The sequence below is a fragment of the Bacillus sp. TH17 genome, assembly GCF_016651125.1.
GTDB lineage: Bacteria > Bacillota > Bacilli > Bacillales > Bacillaceae_G > Bacillus_A > Bacillus_A mycoides.
This window is the reverse complement of record NZ_JAEKEN010000001.1, coordinates 2,140,005-2,159,775: the sequence shown is the minus strand read 5'-3', so window position 1 is coordinate 2,159,775 and position 19,771 is coordinate 2,140,005. Positions and strand designations below refer to the sequence as shown.

General features: G+C 32.5%; 15 protein-coding genes and 5 pseudogenes. 7 read left to right on the top strand and 13 right to left on the bottom strand.

All coding sequences use genetic code 11. The features are described 5' to 3' along the window. Window positions 1-91 precede the first annotated feature (91 nt). Window positions 92-196, bottom strand: a pseudogene (locus JFT95_RS29560) (IS6 family transposase); the annotation flags it as partial. Window positions 197-729: 533 nt separating this feature from the next. On the opposite strand from JFT95_RS29560, the gene pssA reads away from it, so the two are divergent. Continuing rightward, a complete protein-coding gene (gene pssA / locus JFT95_RS10865) occupies window positions 730-1,221 on the top strand; it encodes a CDP-diacylglycerol--serine O-phosphatidyltransferase (protein ID WP_002085344.1) in 492 nt (163 codons plus the stop codon). A gap of 319 nt (window positions 1,222-1,540) precedes the next feature. Here the strand turns inward: pssA and JFT95_RS10860 are convergent, their stop codons facing one another. Then, window positions 1,541-2,656, bottom strand: coding sequence for an NAD(P)/FAD-dependent oxidoreductase (locus JFT95_RS10860; protein WP_201052214.1), 1,116 nt, complete (start codon window positions 2,654-2,656; stop codon window positions 1,541-1,543). Window positions 2,657-2,782: 126 nt separating this feature from the next. Then, the gene (locus JFT95_RS10855; protein WP_002085348.1) at window positions 2,783-3,436 is read right to left on the bottom strand and encodes a YdeI/OmpD-associated family protein; all 654 of its coding nucleotides are present in this window, start codon (window positions 3,434-3,436) and stop codon (window positions 2,783-2,785) included. Between the two features lie 143 nt (window positions 3,437-3,579). Here JFT95_RS10855 and JFT95_RS10850 point away from each other — a divergent pair, with 143 nt between their 5' ends. After that, the gene (locus tag JFT95_RS10850) at window positions 3,580-3,762 is read left to right on the top strand and encodes a hypothetical protein (protein ID WP_201052212.1); all 183 of its coding nucleotides are present in this window, start codon (window positions 3,580-3,582) and stop codon (window positions 3,760-3,762) included. Window positions 3,763-3,781: 19 nt separating this feature from the next. On the opposite strand, the gene JFT95_RS10845 is transcribed toward JFT95_RS10850, so the two are convergent. The 4 genes from JFT95_RS10845 to JFT95_RS29890 form a co-directional block, all read right to left on the bottom strand. Then, on the bottom strand, window positions 3,782-4,549 hold the full coding sequence (locus tag JFT95_RS10845) for an arylamine N-acetyltransferase family protein (protein ID WP_201052211.1): 768 nt from the start codon (window positions 4,547-4,549) through the stop codon (window positions 3,782-3,784). A 190-nt stretch (window positions 4,550-4,739) separates the two neighbouring features. Continuing rightward, window positions 4,740-5,108, bottom strand: a complete 369-nt coding sequence (locus JFT95_RS10840) for a DUF4180 domain-containing protein (RefSeq protein ID WP_002127579.1) — start codon at window positions 5,106-5,108, stop codon at window positions 4,740-4,742. Window positions 5,109-5,279: 171 nt separating this feature from the next. Continuing rightward, window positions 5,280-5,957, bottom strand: a complete 678-nt coding sequence (locus JFT95_RS10835; protein WP_201052210.1) for an HAD family hydrolase — start codon at window positions 5,955-5,957, stop codon at window positions 5,280-5,282. Window positions 5,958-6,169: 212 nt separating this feature from the next. Next, window positions 6,170-6,304 (bottom strand): hypothetical protein, encoded by a 135-nt coding sequence (locus JFT95_RS29890; RefSeq protein WP_002141907.1) that lies wholly within the window; start codon window positions 6,302-6,304, stop codon window positions 6,170-6,172. A gap of 216 nt (window positions 6,305-6,520) precedes the next feature. Between JFT95_RS29890 and JFT95_RS10825 the strand changes: the two genes are divergently transcribed. Together JFT95_RS10825 and JFT95_RS10820 are read left to right on the top strand one after the other, a co-directional pair. Then, window positions 6,521-7,186 carry a response regulator transcription factor gene (locus tag JFT95_RS10825; RefSeq protein WP_000800741.1) on the top strand — a complete coding sequence of 222 codons (666 nt, stop codon included), beginning with the start codon at window positions 6,521-6,523 and terminating at the stop codon, window positions 7,184-7,186. Beyond that, window positions 7,179-8,650: pseudogene (locus JFT95_RS10820) on the top strand (sensor histidine kinase). Before JFT95_RS10825 ends, JFT95_RS10820 begins: the two are co-directional and overlap by 8 nt. A 57-nt stretch (window positions 8,651-8,707) precedes the next feature. Here JFT95_RS10820 and JFT95_RS10815 read toward each other — a convergent pair. Next, on the bottom strand, window positions 8,708-10,000 hold the full coding sequence (locus tag JFT95_RS10815; RefSeq protein WP_002168309.1) for a hypothetical protein: 1,293 nt from the start codon (window positions 9,998-10,000) through the stop codon (window positions 8,708-8,710). Window positions 10,001-10,469: 469 nt separating this feature from the next. Between JFT95_RS10815 and bla the strand changes: the two genes are divergently transcribed. Further along, window positions 10,470-11,405, top strand: coding sequence for a class A beta-lactamase (gene bla, locus JFT95_RS10810; protein WP_016127046.1), 936 nt, complete (start codon window positions 10,470-10,472; stop codon window positions 11,403-11,405). A gap of 240 nt (window positions 11,406-11,645) precedes the next feature. On the opposite strand, the pseudogene gerXC reads toward bla, so the two are convergent. The 5 genes and pseudogenes from gerXC to JFT95_RS10785 all read right to left on the bottom strand — a co-directional run bounded on the left by gerXC (window position 11,646) and on the right by JFT95_RS10785 (window position 17,964). Continuing rightward, a pseudogene (gene gerXC / locus JFT95_RS10805) lies at window positions 11,646-12,804 on the bottom strand (spore germination protein GerXC). Then, window positions 12,791-14,269 carry a spore germination protein GerXA gene (gerXA, locus tag JFT95_RS10800; protein ID WP_016127044.1) on the bottom strand — a complete coding sequence of 493 codons (1,479 nt, stop codon included), beginning with the start codon at window positions 14,267-14,269 and terminating at the stop codon, window positions 12,791-12,793. Before gerXA ends, gerXC begins: the two are co-directional and overlap by 14 nt. Before the next feature lie 56 nt (window positions 14,270-14,325). Next, entirely contained in the window at window positions 14,326-15,405 is a 1,080-nt protein-coding gene (gene gerXB, locus JFT95_RS10795; RefSeq protein ID WP_016127043.1) for a spore germination protein GerXB, read from the bottom strand. Between the two features lie 441 nt (window positions 15,406-15,846). Next, a pseudogene (locus JFT95_RS10790) lies at window positions 15,847-16,523 on the bottom strand (ABC transporter ATP-binding protein). Between the two features lie 11 nt (window positions 16,524-16,534). Continuing rightward, window positions 16,535-17,964, bottom strand: a pseudogene (locus JFT95_RS10785) (ABC transporter permease). Between the two features lie 513 nt (window positions 17,965-18,477). Between JFT95_RS10785 and JFT95_RS10780 the strand changes: the two are divergent. Together JFT95_RS10780 and JFT95_RS10775 are read left to right on the top strand one after the other, a co-directional pair. Next, window positions 18,478-18,939: a GNAT family N-acetyltransferase gene (locus JFT95_RS10780; RefSeq protein ID WP_201052209.1), complete on the top strand. Its 462-nt coding sequence runs from the start codon at window positions 18,478-18,480 to the stop codon at window positions 18,937-18,939. A gap of 535 nt (window positions 18,940-19,474) precedes the next feature. Beyond that, window positions 19,475-19,771, top strand: a complete 297-nt coding sequence (locus JFT95_RS10775) for a transposase (protein WP_002135468.1) — start codon at window positions 19,475-19,477, stop codon at window positions 19,769-19,771.

Here is a 19,771-nt window from a genome sequence, read left to right as displayed (position 1 = left end):
ATTCTCAGTAATTCATTCTAGCAGCTCTTTACGTATTTTCGACTACAGATTAATTTTATGACTATATGAAGATATGATGCATCTTTTAGTGTGTAGATGTTGTTTTATAGGACTTAAATCCAAAAATAGAACGCACATGTTTCTTAATAAAACGATGATCTTGTTCCACTATATAATTAATATATCTAACTAATCTTTTCTGGCGGAAAACCAGAATTTCGTAAACTACCTGAATTGATTGATGAATATCGGATTAATATGTTTCCTGTAGTCCTAGGCAGTGGACTACCTTTATTAAAGAAATTACGGACAAAATCAATCTTAAACTTATAATAAACAATACATTTAAAACTGGAGCGGTTGGTCTTATCCACCAATCGGAGGAAAATGCTTGACTACTCGGCACTTCAACTATCGAGTGCTAATATTCAACAACGCGTACCGAAAATAATCAACCATATTTTATAAAAAGGGATTCTATAAAATATGTTTAGAGCCTATTTGGATAACTCTTTTTTCAAAAACAGGCTTTTTATATTAGGTAAATCAGCAGTAATAGACTTACCTTTGATCAAACATGTTTATAAACCAACATAACGTACAGGAAATCGGCTTTTCTCTTGCCGAAATTTATTAGCATACAGTGGTCATATATTTTCAAGAATAACGGAAGAATATATAGAAAATGCTACATAAACGTGAAGTTTGATCAACTTAGGGGGGACAACCTTGTTCAATCAAATAGTAAAAGCTGTACCCAATTTATTTACGATTGGAAATTTATTGTGCGGTGTTTTTTCAATTACCATGAATATGAGTGACTATTTGGAAGTAGCCTCCATTTTTATTTTCTTTTCAGCTGTTTTAGATCTCCTTGATGGAAGAATTGCGAGAAAATTAAAAGTGAACAGTGAGTTTGGTGTACAATTGGATTCCTTAGCTGATATTGTTAGTTTCGGAGTTGCTCCTGCACTTTTATTTCATTCGATAGCAACACCATCTATTTTAACTTCTTTGGCATTTATCCTTTTCCCAACGATGGGTGCTTTAAGATTAGCTAAATTTAGTGTAAAACCAACCATTGGATATTTTAAGGGATTACCTATTCCAGCTGCTGGATTACCATTGGCCGGTATGGGATTGTTTTCATATAGCAATGCATGGATTACATTAATCCTCGCTCTCTTAATGGTAAGTCCAATTAGGTTTAAAAAACTTTAATTAGGATCCCGCCTATCGCTTTAATTTCATTTGTGAAACGGTTCGCTAATATCCATCAAGTTGAGGATTTTGATGTTATTTCGCCTCTATATTGAACGAATCAATCTTTCTTCTCTAATACCTCAAACGATAAAAATGCACTTCGTTGCTATAAAGGGAAAAAATTTTTCGTTTTGTGGGTTATCTATTTTCTTAGCTTGATAACGATGTGGTGGTACCCCTTGTTTAAAAGAACTCCTACCTCCCAAAATACTTAGTTACGCCCAAATAACATAACAAAAAGACTAGGAAATCACTCCTAATCTTTTTTTGTTTATTACTATTCCATTGCCCCAGCAACATCATAATCATTTAAATCTAATTCAATCGGTTGCCCTAACGCAAGTTTCGCAAGTTCTGATCCTAAGTATGGACCTGCTGTTAATCCTGAAGCACCTAATCCGTTTGCAATGAGTATGCCTTCAAAATTAGGGAGTGGGCCAATAACAGGTAAGAATCCTGGCGTAAATGGCCTGAAGCCAACTCTAGTTTCAAACATTGTACCATCTTCTAAACCAGGCGCTACTGTTAACGCTTTATGGAATACTTCATGTAAACCACCAGCTGTTACACGGTGATCGAAACCAGTATCATTCTCATGCGTTGCACCAATTACGACATGGCCATTGTCAAATGTTAAAATATATTGATCGTTCGGCGGCATAACAACTGGCATATTTTCTGTTGCTGTATTTTCAATTTGCAAATGAACAATTTGTCCTTTTTGGAACGTAACTAAGAAATTAATTCCTAATGGATTCAAGATTTCGTTCGCCCATGCGCCTGCAGTTACAATTACCTTTTCTGCTAAAATTATTTCATCGTTTACTGTAACTCCAGTAATACGATTACCTTCACGGACTAATACTGCATCTCCTTTTATAAAAGTAGCACCATGTTTTTTCGCAGCACTTATTAATGCGTTACGTAATGATCTTCCATTTACTCGTGCAGCGCCACTAATATGAACAGAACTGTATTCTTCTGATAATGCTGGGAATAATTTTTTCGTTTCTTCAGCTGATAAGCGAGTGATTTCACCGATCTCTGGTGCATCTTCACGTCGTTTATAAGCTCGTTCTTCCATTTGATCTAGTTTTTTCTCGTCAGTATGTAAACTAATTGCACCTACACGGTTGTAACCTGTATCCGTTTCACCGTCTTCTTCTAATTGTTGGATTAACGAAGAATAGTAACGTGCACCGCCCTTAACGATTTTATACCACGCTTTATTACGACGCTGTGAAAGCCAAGGACAGACAATACCTGCTGCTGCATCAGTTGCTTGACCTAAATCTTGACGATCTACAATAGTAACCTTCGCACCAGCCTTAGCAAGATGATAGGCAGTAGATGCCCCTAAAATTCCAGATCCAACTACAATATACGATTTCATTTCAAACACCTTTTCTCTTTTGCTAATTATTTAAATATAAGAACATACTTTAGTATACTGAAAGGAATCCTTTTTTCAATGTGCTCAACGTAATTAATTGTTGCATCATTGTGACGTTCCTAATCATTATTTTTTCTTCTTACGGAATAATTCAATTGTTTTATAGCCTTGTGAAAGGATTTCAATCATTTTCTCAAGACGTTTATCGCGTGTTTTTTCTTGTTTCACAGAAAATAAATTACGTGCCCAATCTTTTTGATAACCAGGAGTTAAACTTTGATAAAACTTAAGTTCAGCTGGATGATTAGCCAATAATGCTTCAACATCTTGAATACGGTCTGCATAATCAGCAACACATTGACTCGCTGCAGGTGTTTTCTTCGCTTTTTTCTTTTCACGTTTTAAACCTACAACTGTAAAGACATCATCCATACTTACCATTCGCGCAAATTTAATTTCGCTTTCCCCCACATATCCATCATCTCCAACGTTTAATGCCGGAAACATCTCATCACGGTGAATAAACGTACTGTAACGAGCATTACCTTTTTTCGGATATGCGAAAAACACGTAACCTTTTTCAATTAGTAATTCTTCATTACTAATAATAAAATTCGTTTGTTTCACCATTTCATCAAGTGTTTCAACAAAAATAAAAATAGCATCATGTTCTTTTGAAAATGAGGTTTCTTTACCTGTGAAAATGTCATAATCACTTGGTTCGTTAATTACGACCATATTTGTATACTTATTTAGTTTCAATTTATCAATAACTGACATTATAATCTTCCTTTGCATCCAATATTCATTTTATATACTTCTTTATACTGTTCTAGTGTATTATATCTATTAAGAAAATTAAACTTGAAATCGTATCATTCTGTTTCAATAGACCATAATTTTTTACTATAAGGAGTGGTTTTATGCCGTATGTAATCCGAGATGAAGGGCTAGTTTTGCAAGGAGATAATGGAAAAGAGCCAGTCTTTCATACATATGAAGAAGCTGAGGAAACGTTAAAAACGTTAACTATACCGCAGTTTCCGAAACATATTAGTCGAAAACCATTTAAACCAAAAATAATAAAAATAGCCGATTCTGAATAAGAACCGGCTATTTTTATATTCACAACTCAATAGCAAATAAAGTATATAAAAGCTCTTTATATTGATTTTCTGTAATTTCACGCTTCGTTTTTTCTCCATAAATAATTTCAGTTAAACTAGTATTCGTTAATGAGACATGGCCAAAGTTCGTCAATTTTACTGCAATGGGTCCTTTATTGAAAATAGATTTCTCATCTTCTATCACTCTTCTTTGAACATCGTTTACTACTGTCTCATCAATAATATGTTTATAAAAAGCATGACAAACTTTCCATTCTCCATCAACATCTATTCTTTCTAGAACATAGTTTCCTTTACTCGTATCTTTTTGTCTTACTCGATACGAACCGTTTTTAGAAGAAACAAGTTCGCCAGTAAACTGTACTGGCACAAGAGGTACTAATGAAGCAATACCTACATCAATTAAGTACCTTACGTTTTCGTAATTTAAAATAATTGTTATATGCCCATCTTCAAGTGCCCAAGCGTTTATATCATTTTTATATACGGTACCTAGTGCGAGTTGTACATCATAACCACTATCTTTTAAAAAATAGTAAAAAAGAGTATTTAATTCATAACAAAGCCCACCTCGAGAACTAGTTAAAATTTTCTCTTGTAAGTTTTTCATAGAAATTGTATTCGCATTACTTGCTATTACATTTAAATTCTCAAACGGGATTGTGTGGGCAAATGCAAAGAGTATTGTACTTAATTCTTCAAATTTTATTTCAGTACGTTTTTCAAGGTTTAATCTTGTGAAAAGTTGATCTTGTAACTTTGTCATATTCAGCACCCCTTAATAAGTTATAAATTAAAATAATATATGCTGATTGTAAATTTGAAGGGATATAGTAACAATGTACATTTGCAGTTACTGTACCGGTACAAAATTTAAATTTGAAAAACATATTTATATAAAAATACAAATAAGAGGCACCTTCACGGATGCCTCTTTCGAATTACATTTTATATCTTTATTTCAATGAGCTTAATTTTTCAATTGCTTGTTGCTCAGTTGCTAAGAAAAAAATATCCTTACCTTTATTACATTCATAAATGAAATCTTTTAGGCTTTTACTAGTGTACATAGAAAAATCCCCGATGATAGCAATTTTCACGCTGTAATTAATAAACTTTTGAAGAATATCACCCGCAAGACGTGTTTTTAAATCAAAGAAACTTTCACTTATTAATGATTTATTGATAGCAATCCGCTTTGAATCCGCTTCATATTGAACTGTTGCCATGAGATCTAATGCAGATTGAACGTCGGATATTAATACTGTATCGTTTCTGACGACGGCAATATTTATTCCGCCAATTACTACTTTCTTTATTTCCATAGTCTCACCCCTCTATAATTTATAAAGTATATATTAAACATGCTGTGTAGATCTTCATTAACACACATAAATGATTTGCCCCTGGCTCGATAACCTCTATTTCATCGTAAATAAATATTGTTTTAAAACTTCTCATACGGTCAATGAAATTAAGGGCAATCTATCTTTTTACTATTTTTGGAAATTTATCTTTCCACAATAACTTAATAAATTATCAAAAGAAGTAATCTCGGCATATGGTTTAGTGTCGGTATTATTCTTAATCATATTAGGATTGAACCATATGCCCTTTATATTTGCATTTTGACAACCAGCAATATCCTTTTCTAAGTCATCTCCAACAAATAGTACATCTTCTGATTGTACATTTAGCTTATTTAATGCTAATTCAAATATGAGTTTGTCAGGTTTACTAAATCCCGCTTCTTCAGAAATAATGATTGTATCAAAATAACGATTCAAATTCGTGTTAATTATTTTTTCTTTTTGCCTCTGAGTTGAGCCATTTGTTATAATTCCAACTTTAATATGTGACTTTATAGTTTTTATGATATTAATAGTTTTTTGGTTTATAGAAAAACATTTCGGGAAATTATTATTCCAAAAGTCTTGAATGCAATTGCGTGGTAATCTATATTTCGGTGGGAATTCATCAAAAAACGATTCCAAAACCTTTACTTTATCACTATGACCATAGCTTTTTTTATCATATCCCTTGAATTTCTGTAACATTTCGTTTTTTACTGCATGTTGTTCAACATCCCCATAAAACTCCTCTAAAATAAAGGAAAACAGTTTATCTACTGCCTTATCCCTATCAAGTAACGTATCATCTAAATCAAATAGCATCGCTTTATAACCCCTCAAATAATTTCACAACCTTTCTCGCAATATATAAATAATCCCTAGTTCGTACCTTTAAACTTTTGGTTTACCAAGAGAGTTGTTATTTATGTGAGAATAACGATCAAACAGAGTAAAGGATTTATTTTCACCTTCCCGGAGAATTAATTCTAGCCTTAGAATCCCATTGTTTCTCTCCAGATCAATTAAATGCTTAACTACTTCGAATGTATTTCAAGTTCCTTCCTCTTCATTACAATGTAGCCATTCGCCTGATAAACTAGATAAAAAAACTCCAAAGTTTGTGGCACACGCTCTAGAATTACAGTAGCTTCTTTTATATTGAAATTCATTTCCTTTTCTCCTCTTGGTAAAGAAGTAAAAGTATATTTTCATACAATTCAAGAAATCACACCCGATTTACATTATTATACATTAGTTTTACTTAAATATTAATGTTCATTTTATTGAACGTGGAGCTAACACAATAATCGTCTTGTGGAATCTCCTAATTTATCTCCACATAAACTCCAGATAGTAAGGCTATAATGACTACCAGAGGTGATATTATGAAAAACTATCATATTCTCGTGGTAGAAGACGATCAAGAAATTCAGGAATTAATTAAACAATTTTTAATGACACAACAGTATACAGTTGTAGTTGCATCAGATGGATTAGAGGGTATGACACAATTTAATAAGCAATCCTTTGATTTAATTCTTCTAGATGTAATGATGCCCAATCTTAATGGATTTGAAGTATCCAAGATGATTCGAAGTCAGTCAAACGTACCAATTATTATGCTAACTGCATTGGAAGAAGAGGAAGATCAAATGAAAGGGTTCGATCTTGGAATCGATGATTATATAACAAAACCCTTTTCGTTTCATGTTTTGATTAGACGAGTCGAAGCTGTACTTAGAAGAAGTTATGATAAAAATGTAAATAATCATTTGGTATTTAAAGAAGTGCGTATCGATGTTGATGCATATAGAGTATATGTAAATGACGTTGAAATTTTATTAACGACAAAAGAGTTTGAAATTCTACAACTACTATTTCAAAATGAGAGAAAAGTACTCACAAGAGAAAATATCGTAGAAAAAGTTTGGGGGTACGATTATTTTGGAGAAACACGAATAATTGATACACATATTAAAAACCTACGTAAAAAGTTAGCTATCCCTTATATTAAAACAATAAAGGGTATTGGTTATAAAATTGATGAATAGTATTGTGAAAATCATGAAGATGAAGCAAATTACTTATAAACTCTTTATGACTACCTCTCTCATTTTGTTATCCTTTGCAGTATTGATTTATTTAACTTTATACTTCTTTCTCCCTACGTTTTATGAGCAATACAAAACAGATCAACTTCAAACAGGGATAAAAGAAATCATTGATAAATCTAAAGATCTTACGTTTCAAGATGCGATACCACTTTTTGATGAATATGCAAAAAAAATAATGCGATGCTTTATCTTCAAAATAATGAGGGAATAATTAAATACTCTCCTTCATTTTCTTTTACTCAAAATGGTTCGCAAACAACAGTAGTTACTAGAGCCACACGGTTCGAGAATGCAGGTACCCTTAGCAATTCATATAACGTTACGAAACCAATTCAATTCCAAGATGGTAGTTTAACGCTTATAGTCTTTGCTACATTTCAACCAATTGATGAAGCTTCACAGGTTTTAGTACGCTTTCTCCCCTATATTAGTATCATTGTACTCATAATTGGTGTAGGGAGTGCTTATTTCTATTCCAGGTTTATTACAAAACCACTTATTTATATTAATGAGGGTGCACAAAAGATGGCAAATTTAGATTTCTCCGAAAAAATTGAGGTTCGCTCTACAGATGAGTTAGGAGAATTATCTAATAGTTTGAATGACATGTCTATTAACTTACAACAAGCTATGTTTGATTTAAAAAAAGCAAATCAACAATTAAAAAATGATATTGAAAAAGAACGAGAAATAGAAACAAAACGCAGAGAGTTTTTTGCGATTGTAGCACATGAATTAAAGACCCCTCTTACTGTAATGAAAGGATACTTAGAAGGGATGATATACAATATTGGCCCTTATCAAAATCGTGATCAATATTTAAAGAAAAATCATCAAATTATTGAAAGTATGGAACAATTAGTTCGTGAAATTTTAAGCATGTCGAAATTAGAACAACACACCTTTAAACTAAAAGTAGAAGAAGTTAATCTTTCGAAGTTAATAGATACAATCACAAAAGATCTCGAATTTTTTGCTTCTCAAAAAAGCATCCAAATAATAAAAGAAATTGATTCTGATCTTTCTGTTTATACAGATCGTGTTCTTTTTGAAAAAGCATGTAAAAATATTATCCATAATGCGGTTATGTATTCACCACATAATGAAAAAGTCTATATAAAGTTAAGTGAGAATTCTAAACAAGGTCAAATCAAAATGCAAATTATGAATACAGGTGTCAATATTAAAGAAGAGGATATACAACAAATTTTCAAACCATTTTATCGAATTGAAAAATCAAGGAATCGAAATACTGGAGGAAGTGGTTTGGGGCTATATATTGTTAAACAAATTCTTGAAACGTTAGATATAAAGTATTCTATAAAGAATATGGAACGTAGTGTACAATTTAGCATGAACATTCCATTATCTAAACAAAAAACAAACAAACTCCCCTCTTAGTAGGACGAGTTTGTTTGTTTTTTGTAATTTTAGTATTGATATTTTTCGAGTTACTTTTTAAGCAATATTGGGATTAGCTTTTTTACCAATCCACATACCTAAGCCCACCATGCCAAGCCAACAGCAAATTGCTAACATAAACATCAATCGTTGTACGGATAACCCTTCAATCTGCATTTGACCCTTCCCAACAATTGTTTGGAAAAGTTGCGACCATTCGACATCGTAAAACACCCCTACTCCCACAATCACAATCAATATAAAAAATTGTAAAAATATATTCCCCATATTTCTCCATGTTGTGTAAATGAGTAAAGAAAGCTCTCTATGTGTAGCATTCACCATATATACTTTCATATTATTTTGAGAAGAAATACTATTAATGGCATAGCTTCCAAATGTAACGCTAAGGACTATAAATATTGGAGAATAAAACCCGAATATCATGATTAAAGTACTTACTAAAAACAAATGGATTGGATTAACTTTCTTAGCAGCTTTGATATCTAAAAATATGGACATCAAAATCCCTAATAGGTATGGTCCAACTACAATGAAAATACAGGTTAACATGTTATAGAAAGTAAAACTATAAAAAATACCCATCAAAAATAAATATCCATTTCCTAATCCAAGTAAAAATGATTCTGCCTTTAAGCGGATTGGTAAAGAAGATGAAAGTTTATGAAAGAACTTTCCTTTCAACAAACTCAAAAACATGAAACAAATAAGCGCTATAGAAAGTAGAAAAAAATAAAAAATATATTGTTCATTATTTATGTTACGACTTGTTCGAATCAAAAGAATAAGCATTGAGACAAAAAGAAACTTTCCTACAACCGATACGATGGATATAGGTAAAAGCCCTTTGGCTAACTCTGTTCTCGGCATTTTTTTTATAGCAAAAAGGATACTGATTAAACAAATCCCATATATGCATGTTATCAGCGGCGGCGATAAAAAACTAATCGCTAACAAAACGATTATTAGTAAAAGAAAAACGATACCAATAATAATCGCTTGTTGATTTTTATTATAAACCTTTCCCCCGCCTTCCACATGTAGAAACAATAAAGTACTCGTCATGGTAGAAATTGTACTAACTGCAAAACCAGAAACTAACGCACTTATTTCTAGCCATCTTGAACTCCATCCAAAGAAAGTAACACTAAGTAATGATACTATCAGAATAGAAACAGTCCAATATAAGGAGCGGTGAATCCCAGCCTTATTCACAATAGGTATCCAGATAAACACACCCGTCATATAAGTTGTATAAAACAGGATTGATGGCCAGTATCCCTCAAAGCCTTTCGAAATCTGTAATCCATAAACAATGTAAATAAGCATGGGTGTAAAGATAGTCGTTATTAGTAGACTAAATGTAGTTATACTTTGCACCACAAGTCTTTTTTGCTTTGTCGTATGTATCGTATAACACCTCACTTAAAATGAAATCAGTAGTTGTTATTACTTATTCTGTCCGGAACGAGGTTGTTATATATGCGCAATCCAATTGAAATTCCCATTACGAGGTAAACTCAATCTAAATCCACATTAAATTAAGTGGCGTGCAAAAAAGATGGATTTTGTGATTCTTATAAATAAAATTAATGGATATATTCAAAACCTTAATCATAAATGGAACAAATGTGTTACTTAGATTGTCTATTACGTATAAAAAAGGTGCTTTTGGTAGTTCTCTCATTTTGTAATGCAAGAAACACAAGATGAGTGCTATCCTGTGCATTTGTTAATTGTATAGGTATGTAAAATACCTATACAAAATCCATATATTCTTGAAAGAGGTTGAAAATGTATGATAGTTTCAAAGAAGTTTTTTCACATCGCACATTATAAAAAGATGCTCCCTGTAGTATTACTTTCATGTGCAACGCTTATAGGCTGTTCCAATAGTAATATTCAATCCGCACCACCGAAACAAACCAAACAAGAAAATACAAGTAATCATTCTTTTGTAAAGCTGGAAAAAGAATATGATGCTAAACTTGGTATTTATGCATTAGACACAGGTACGAATCAAACCGTTACTTATCGTTCAGATGAACGGTTTGCATACGCATCTACCCACAAAGCCCTTGCTGTGGGAGCACTGTTACAAAAGAAATCAATAGAAGATTTAGATCAAAGAATTAAGTATACTAGCAAAGATCTTGTGAATTACAATCCAATTACTGAAAAATATGTAGATACAGGTATGACTCTGAAAGAGCTTGCGGATGCTTCCATTCGATATAGTGATAATACTGCACAAAATCTTATTCTTAAACAATTAGGTGGGCCAAGTGAATTCAAAAAATCACTGAGAGAAATAGGAGATACTGTCACAAATCCTGAACGTTTTGAACCAGAATTAAACGAAGTGCAGCCAGGAGACACTCGTGATACTAGTACCCCAAAGGCATTAGCTACTAGTCTTCAAGCATACGCGCTAGGCGATATACTTTCAGTTGAGAAACGGAACTTTTTAATAGATTTGATGAAAAGAAATACAACGGGGGACAACTTAATTCGTGCTGGAGTTCCAGGAGAATGGGAAGTAGCCGATAAGACCGGCTCTGGGTCTTATGGAACAAGGAATGATATTGCAATCATTTGGCCACCAAATAAAAAGCCAATTATTCTTGCGATACTTTCTAATCATGCGAAAGAAGATGCGAAATACGATGATAAACTTATTGCAAATGCAACTAAAATAGTGTTAGACGCTTTAAAAGTAACAAATAAATCATAGTAATGAATTTAAGCTGCTCCTACTTTACGGCACATATAGTTTTAAATACTTGTACTTAATCTAAACGCTAAGAAATGTAAGCGTGTTTTCAGGCAAAGAAGGAGGCAAAAGCCTCCCTCTTCTCCTAATCGAACTCTCATCCCATTCCTAAAGAAGACGACGCCACATCGTAGTGGTCTTTCAAGTTCGAATCTCCTATTTAGAGTTAATATTTTACGTTTCCTTTCATCTTCAACCATTCTAATGCTCAATCATATTACGCATATTTTTAGATTTTCCATTTGTAGCTATATTAATCGAGACATTTAAATCTAATTCTTTATTTTGAAGGGATATCCCCCCTCTTTTTTATATCGTTTCCACAATTTGGAATTCTGCCGATATAAGGAATGTGATAACTGATACGTGTCAATCCCTCTTTCGATTCCTTTTCGGTACGTTTTTTTAATTTCTTTTTCAACTTGGTCCTCTGCAATTTTTTTAATATCATTTACAGGCATAGAATTTATTAATTGAAAAATATCAGCATCGAAATGGATGTTCATAAGCATACGTAACTTTCCATTTTTAATAAAATGCTTTGTATCTATCTTTGGATTTTTTAATACTATATGTCCAATGATTTTCTTGTTAAATTTTAATAGTAATGGAGCTCGTTTGGTATTTTCATCCGTCCATCGAACCCCAGCAATATCATGGCTGTTTAAATGATTTATATAGGATTTATCGTTTATAAAACCATAACCACTAAATTTTAACATTGGAAATGATGTATGTCCTTTTTTCCAATATGTTTTAGTCGTAGCTAAGAATGGAATGCGAGTTGTCATCCCAGGTTCATAATAATTTCTTTGGAATTTATATAAAGGTAAAGGATCTATTATTGTATATTGCTTGGTTATCTCTTTTGGTAAATTAATGATTGTATATAATTGAGAAATATTTAATATATTATTGTTCGCTAATATATTTTCTAAAGGCTCCTTAGTTCCAAATATCCACATAGTATCTCGAAATTGAAAAAACCGAGAAAAAAATCATTAAATTGATTTAAGTCACCATGTTTTAGAAATCTCTCTGTTACAACAATTGTTTTGAGATGCTCCCATGAGATTTCTTGTTGAGCACCCTTATAAAAATCAAATGCTGCCTCATCTAAAATGGGGCCTTTTCCCTTTCCGATATAGGCCTGGCTGTAATTACGGGTAGTGCTCCCTTCTTGTTTAGCTATGTTAGAAAAATTAATAAATTGCGGACGGATGATATAGTTATTATCTTTAAAATCGATACCTAGACTATTTATATACAAAACGTGATGCAACTCTCTTTGATCCCAACACCCTGTTAGAAACGTACACATCATAAAAAGAAATATAACTATTCTTTTATTTTTCTTCATCGGTACTCTCTCTTTTCCTTGTATTATCTTGCGTATGCAATTCTTTAGGTCTTTTTTTCATATACGTGAAAGGAAGTCTAAATGTGGCTGCTAGCATACTTTTAAACACAGGGGGTGAATATGGTGTAAAGAATGGAACTCCAAAAGAGCGTAAATTTACTACATGTATCACCATCACAAGGACACAAAAGATAAATCCTACTATGCCTAATAAAGAAGATACTAAGAATACTACATACCGCAATATACTTATTATTCCTGTTACTGACTGATTAGTTAAAGCAAATGTCGAAACAACCGAGATTGCTATTATAATGACCATAGATGCTGAAACAATTCCTGCACTAATAGCAGCTTGTCCAATAATTAATCCCCCTACAACAGATAATGTTTGACCGAATACGGCAGGAACACGCAATCCTGCTTGTCTCAAAATTTCAAATAAGGTCATCATAATTATCCCCTCTAAAGGAGCTGGAAAAGGAATCCCTTCTCTTGATAAGCTTAATGTAGCTAGCAACGTATAGGGAATCTGATCTGGATGATATGTAATTAGTGCTATCCAAATTCCTGGAAGAAATATAGAAATTGCTATCCCCAAAAGACTTACAAGTCGTACAAAGCTACCGAATATGTAGAAAAGATCTTGATCTTCAGATGTATTCACAAAAAAAGGAAATGTAACTGGTGCAATTGTCGCTGTTGGTGACCCTTCAACCAGTAAAATAAAACGCCCATATAGCAAACAATTCACAGTATAATCAGGGCGCCCTGTATATTCAACTAAAGGAAATACACTAAATTGATTGTTTGTGATTAACTCTTCAATTTGTGCACTTGAAACAACCCCGTCTATTTTAATTTGTCTTAATTTTAATCGAACTTGATTAATGATATCTTGGGATGCGACATCTTTTAAATACAGGAGTGCTACTTTAGTTTGTGTTCTTTCTCCAATAATAAATTCTTCATAACTAAGAGAACTCGTTTTTAGTCTTTTTCTAATTAATCCTATATTTGTGTTTAACTCTTCAACAAATCCATCACGTCCACCACGAATGGTCATCTCTGTATTTGTTTGTTCAACCGATCTGGTAGGTATTTGGGCAATATCAACTATATATCCATGTTTAGATTCTTCAAAAATAATAAGGAGGTTACCTTCAAATATAATCTGAGAGATAGTTTCATTCGAATTTACCATATCTAATTTCTTTACTGATAACTGGGGAATTAATGTTGAGAGGTTAAACTCTTCTATTGAATTACTTGAAAGCTCTTTGCAAACATGGGATGATGTGGCTTGTTTTAATTTTGTATTGTCAATTAAGTTTTGACAATACATAAACAATACTGAATTCCTTTTTTCTTTCTCATCCAATTCACGCTTTATTACTTTTACATCGTTGCATCCTTCAAACCACTCTAGTATTATCTTCTCATTTATTTCTACTTGTTTGTTCATCTACGTTGTCTCCTTCAAACTCAGCAACCTTATATAAAATACATCCCCATACTCTTTTAAGAGCTTTTCTTAAATTTAGCAACCCATACAAACACTATTAGTAAGATAGAAAACAAAAATAGCCCTAAAGCTGAAACTGGTAAAATAATTTGAGATACAAACCAATAGAAACTAGAGTCACTGATGGGTAGTATACTTATTAATAAAATACATGAAAGTATTGCAAACATAATCCCATTTCTCGTTTTTTGATTTGTAATTGATAACAAATCTGGTATAAGAAAAACAACAAGTGATAGACGAATAAAGATCCCTACAAGCCACTGATACACGGAGAGAAAGTCTAAATTTTCAATGTACCTTCCTATTGACACAAGTCTCCATTCTTCAAATGCCGGATACCGTTGGTTTGCTGCTACGAAAGGTCCAAATTCTATAATAGCTGCCATAACTGGGCCTATTGTGATACCGATAATAACCATTCCCAAAGCGATCAGTTGATATAATTTGACTTTTGAACAAATGTGATGCTGTAAGAAAAGAATAAAAATCAACTCTAAAAATCCTGCTGCAGGATAAACCATTCCCTTTAATACTGGCTTCATTCCATTTTCCATCATTGGCTGAAGTAAAGAATAATCTTTATGCGGAACATTTGCAAACATTACAAAAAAACCAAGTAGAAATACAATAGGTAACAAAACACCTGTTGTAAGTGCAATAGATTGAATTCCTCTTGTAGCATTATAGAGACAAATCATTGAAAAAAGTATTCCTAATACAAAGTGAGGTGTTTCTGGTAAATAAAAAGAGAAAAAAGTTAATGTTTCTTTTAGTGCAACGACACCAATTGTTATTAAATAAATCACAACTATGAATATGATTGGATATACACTGAGTTTCCCAAAATTATTTTTTAACCACGAAAACAAGTGTTCATTTTTTATGTTTCTATATATGATGAATATTAATGAAATCCAAATCAAGTATATAATGCTTACTAATATGATAGAGATCCACGAATCTCTACCTGAGGTATCTAATAACATAGGAATCATAATGACATGATTAATTATCCCAATACTACCAATGAGTATCATAGAAACTTGAAATAAAGTAATTGTTTGCTTAGTCATACATACCACCATATTTTGTAATGAATAAATATTACATAGTATAACTGATACATTGCATCTTTATTCCAAATGGTTAGTGCTTAGAGCCATGGACAATTAAACGCTCTTATTTATAAAATCTATCACATGAGATGTAAGCTAGTTCCTTTTTACAGATAAATAATTAAACGGGACAGTATTTAGATCATACACCTAAATACTGTCCCGTTTTTTATATGCAATTCTTCAATGATATAGTAAACCGATCATAACAAAAAGAACCTGTAGAATATACTACAAGTTCTTTTTCAAAAATTGTTAAAAAGGGAATAACAAACTATCTTAACATTCAATACAGGGAGACCATTTTAATTATGGCTTGGTTATATTGTATATCAAATATAAATATTTGAAGAAACTAATTTCGAAAATTATGTGAATTAAAAAACTAGGGTGTTTATATTAAATTTCGTTTACTACCAACTTCTTTTTACTTAAATAGACTGCACGGTCTGATTTTTTAGCAACTTCCTGTGAGTGCGTCACAACAATAATACATTTATTTTCTTTATGTGCAAGTTCTTGAAACAGTTCTATTATATCCATTGCCGTTTCTTCGTCGAGGTTTCCTGTCGGCTCATCCGCAATCAGTAAATCAACATTACAAGATAACGCTCGAGCGATTGCAACACGCTGCTGTTGCCCGCCACTTAGTTGCAGAACATTTCGTTTCGCTTCTACTTCTGTAAGTCCTACTTTCTCTAATAATTCTAATGCCCTTGCCGTTTTATTTTGCACTTTAACACCTGTAATTTCCATTGCTGTTAAGACATTTTGAAGAGCACTCATATAGGTAATCAAATTATAAGATTGGAAAATTACCGATACATTTTGATTACGGTACCGATCCAAACCAATTTTTCGAATATCCTTTCCATTAAATAGTACATAACCATTTTTAGGTATATCTAGCCCACAACCTAAGCTAAGCGTAGTGGTTTTACCAGATCCGGATGGTCCTAGAATCGTGTAGAAATGTCCTTTTTGAAAAGAAAAGTTAACATTTTCTAGTATCGCTACTTTTTTCCGTTACTTTCATAATAATAATCTAAGTTTTTAAATTGTAAAATCGTCTCCATATCGAGCCTCCTTATTCATCTTTTAAAAGAATTTGTTTTGGATTCAGGCGTAGAATAGATAATGCTGGAAGAAGCGTTGCTAATATAGCAATAGCTAGTCCAATCCCCCCATTTTCCCTACATCTTCGCCTGTTACACTTACATTAATTTTATCAATTGGATCCTCTTTTTGATTTTGTACAGTTCCACCAGGTCCAGCTACCATTACAGTTCCATTTTGTGAGGTGTTTGTTTCTTCTCCTGCTGTAGCAATTTCACTCGAAAGTAAATTATTCCCTATGAATTGAGAAATTTTTGCTCCTGTTGTTATGGATAATCCAAATGCTAAAATAGCGATACATACTACTTCTACTACGAACTGCGCCATCAGTTTCCACTTTTTCTCTCCAATGGACAATAGAATCCCCATTTCCTTACGACGTGCTTTAATCGATAACATAATGATTAACCCTAAAATAATCGCACCTGCAATTGATACAATATAAATAATCATTTGAGAAGTTGATGAGATATTTTCGATAGGCCCAATCATTTGTTTATACAACGAATCATGTGCATCTAATTTATAATAATTAAAATCAATATCAGATTTTTTTGCTTCTTCTTTAAATGCTTCAATGTTTTGTGGATCTTTCAAGAAATACACGACTTGAATGCTACTTATACCTTGATCTATTTCTAATTTTTTCATAGTTGAATGCGGCATATATAGTTTATTAGCTGGATCCATTATAGGAGGAGCTTGTTGCCCCATTGCTTGCTCATTCGTTTCGTAAATACCGATAATTTCAACCTCCAGGGTTTCCTTCTTATCCCCTGATTGCACTTTAACTTTGTCTCCTACTTTCAAGTTGTTTAATTCCGCTAATCGTTTTTCCATTAAAGCTACATTCTGATCTTTCATCTGTTCTGTAATTGGTTTCCCATCAGTGATTTTACTTTTTCCATTCTTAAAGCTTTCTTGTAATGCAGTTTTGCGAACTCCCTCAATCATAAAAGAAGAATTCATATCTATTTCTGTACCGGAGCCTGAACCGCCTCGTACAGCCGCCATTCCCGCCTTACCTTTTCCTTCTTCTTCTCCTTCTGAAGCTCCTACTAGTTTAAGTCCGTCAGAAATTCCGAGAGTGCTAGTTATGTAATTATAGTCTTTTACATACTTTGACTTCGCTAATTGATCTGCTTCTTTTGTATTAAGCTTCGGTGGATTAGGCATCTCTCCAGTTTCCCTAGCTTGTTGACCTAATTTGTCAAAATCAAGACTTAAAGTAACATCTGCACCGAGTTTTTTTCTTGCTGCATCAGCAGCTTTTTTTGATGCATTTTGGATTGTGAATCCTGCCAACACTAAATTTGTAACAATTAGAAAAACTGCCATCAAAATTAATGATGTTCCTACTCTTTTTTTCATACTGAGAATTGCTCGTTTCATAAAGTTCATTTTTTCTTACCTCCTTGATAACTTGTATTCTATATAGGTTATCTAGAGTCTATATGGAGCTAATCGGTAGTTTATCTAGAGATATAAGGAGTTTATGTGTAGTTATTCATTGACCTGGTCAAGAAAGACCGGAACACATATTCAAAAACGTAATCGTTTTTGAATATTGGCAAGGAAGTTATGGCTTTAGATAGCATTGAATGAGAGCATACAAATCCATGCTTATTTCGTAATTTCTATACAACAAATAAAAACCACCCTATTTGGATGGCTATATGTGTGCTTGTTAAATATGAAACTTCATTAAAGAATATGGAGATTTATTGAAGTTGGTCGGATTCTCTAATAATAATATTGTGTTAAAAAGCCTAACTTATAATTTTATAAGTTAGGCTTTTATGCTATCTATAAGAAAAAGTTATAGAGACTCATAATATTTTATAATTTAACCTTTTGTATTTAAACAAGTAAAATAAAAGCAACAAGTGCATACATTAAGGAGGTTTTTTGATAGTGACAGAAACTATAACATTTAGGATTGCAACGGCAGATGATTTAGATGAAATTGTAAAAATGCTTGCTGATGATGTTTTAGGAAATAAAAGAGAGTGCTATGAAACACCACTCCCTGATAGTTATATAAGAGCATTTCATGCTATTGATTGTGATCCAAATAACGAGTTGATTGTAGCGTGTGATGGGACGGAGATTGTCGGTATTCAACAAATTACATTTACGCCTTACATTGTACGTCAAGGGGGTTGGAGAGCTACAATTGAGGGTGTACGGACAGCCTCATCAAAACGTGGTAAAGGTATAGGAAGTAAACTTATTAAATGGGCTATTCAACGTGCTAAATTACGGGGATGTCATTTAGTACAGTTAACAACAGATAAAGAACGACAAGAAGCTTTACACTTTTATAAGAAATTAGGTTTTAAAGATTCTCATGAAGGATTAAAACTCTTTCTCTAATGAATATAGCTATTTATATACCTAAAAGACGTATATTGTAAGGTTAATTAACTATAGGCTTCGAAAATTATGGTAACTATCACTGTATTAAATATACAAATTGACACATTGTCTTTCATATAAATTACGTCACTTCAAAAGGTGTACCTTTTGATACGAAAATAAGCAAGTTAATGTTCTCTTTTATGAATGAGAATATTAACTTGCTTTTTAGGTTTTTGTAAAAGATATTTATAGTTTTATTTTATTGATAGCTTTATAATATAATATACAAATTCCCCACCTGTTTTATAATTCAAGCATCTACTATTAGGAAAAGATAATATTTTACAATTAATTTACAGCATAAATTTTGTCCATCTTTTAGACGATATGTATTTTGGAGGAGGTTAATTTGATTTTTTCAAAACTCATTGATCGATACGCCTTGTATGATTTGCACAAAAAAAGAAGTGTAAAGTTCTGATATGATCCCCTTATAGTAGACAGGAAAAAGAAAGCACATTAACCTGTTTACTATGGAGGGGATTTTTTCATGGGAAAAATTAGAGTCACTTACGATGTAGAATTTAAGAAACAAGCTATAGATTTATACTTAAAAGAAGGCATGAGCTATAAAACCATTGCGAAAGAATTAGGTATTCATCACTCGGTTGTAAGTCGTTGGGTGAAACACTTTGAAGCTGAAGGAATCAAAGGACTAGAAGAAAAACGCGGTAAAGCGAAAGGACCAGGTTTAGGTAGACCAAGGGTTAGACCCGAAGATCCTGAAGCTAAGATCAGACGATTAGAAGCGGAAAATGAAATGTTAAAAAAGCTCTTAGGGATGTAA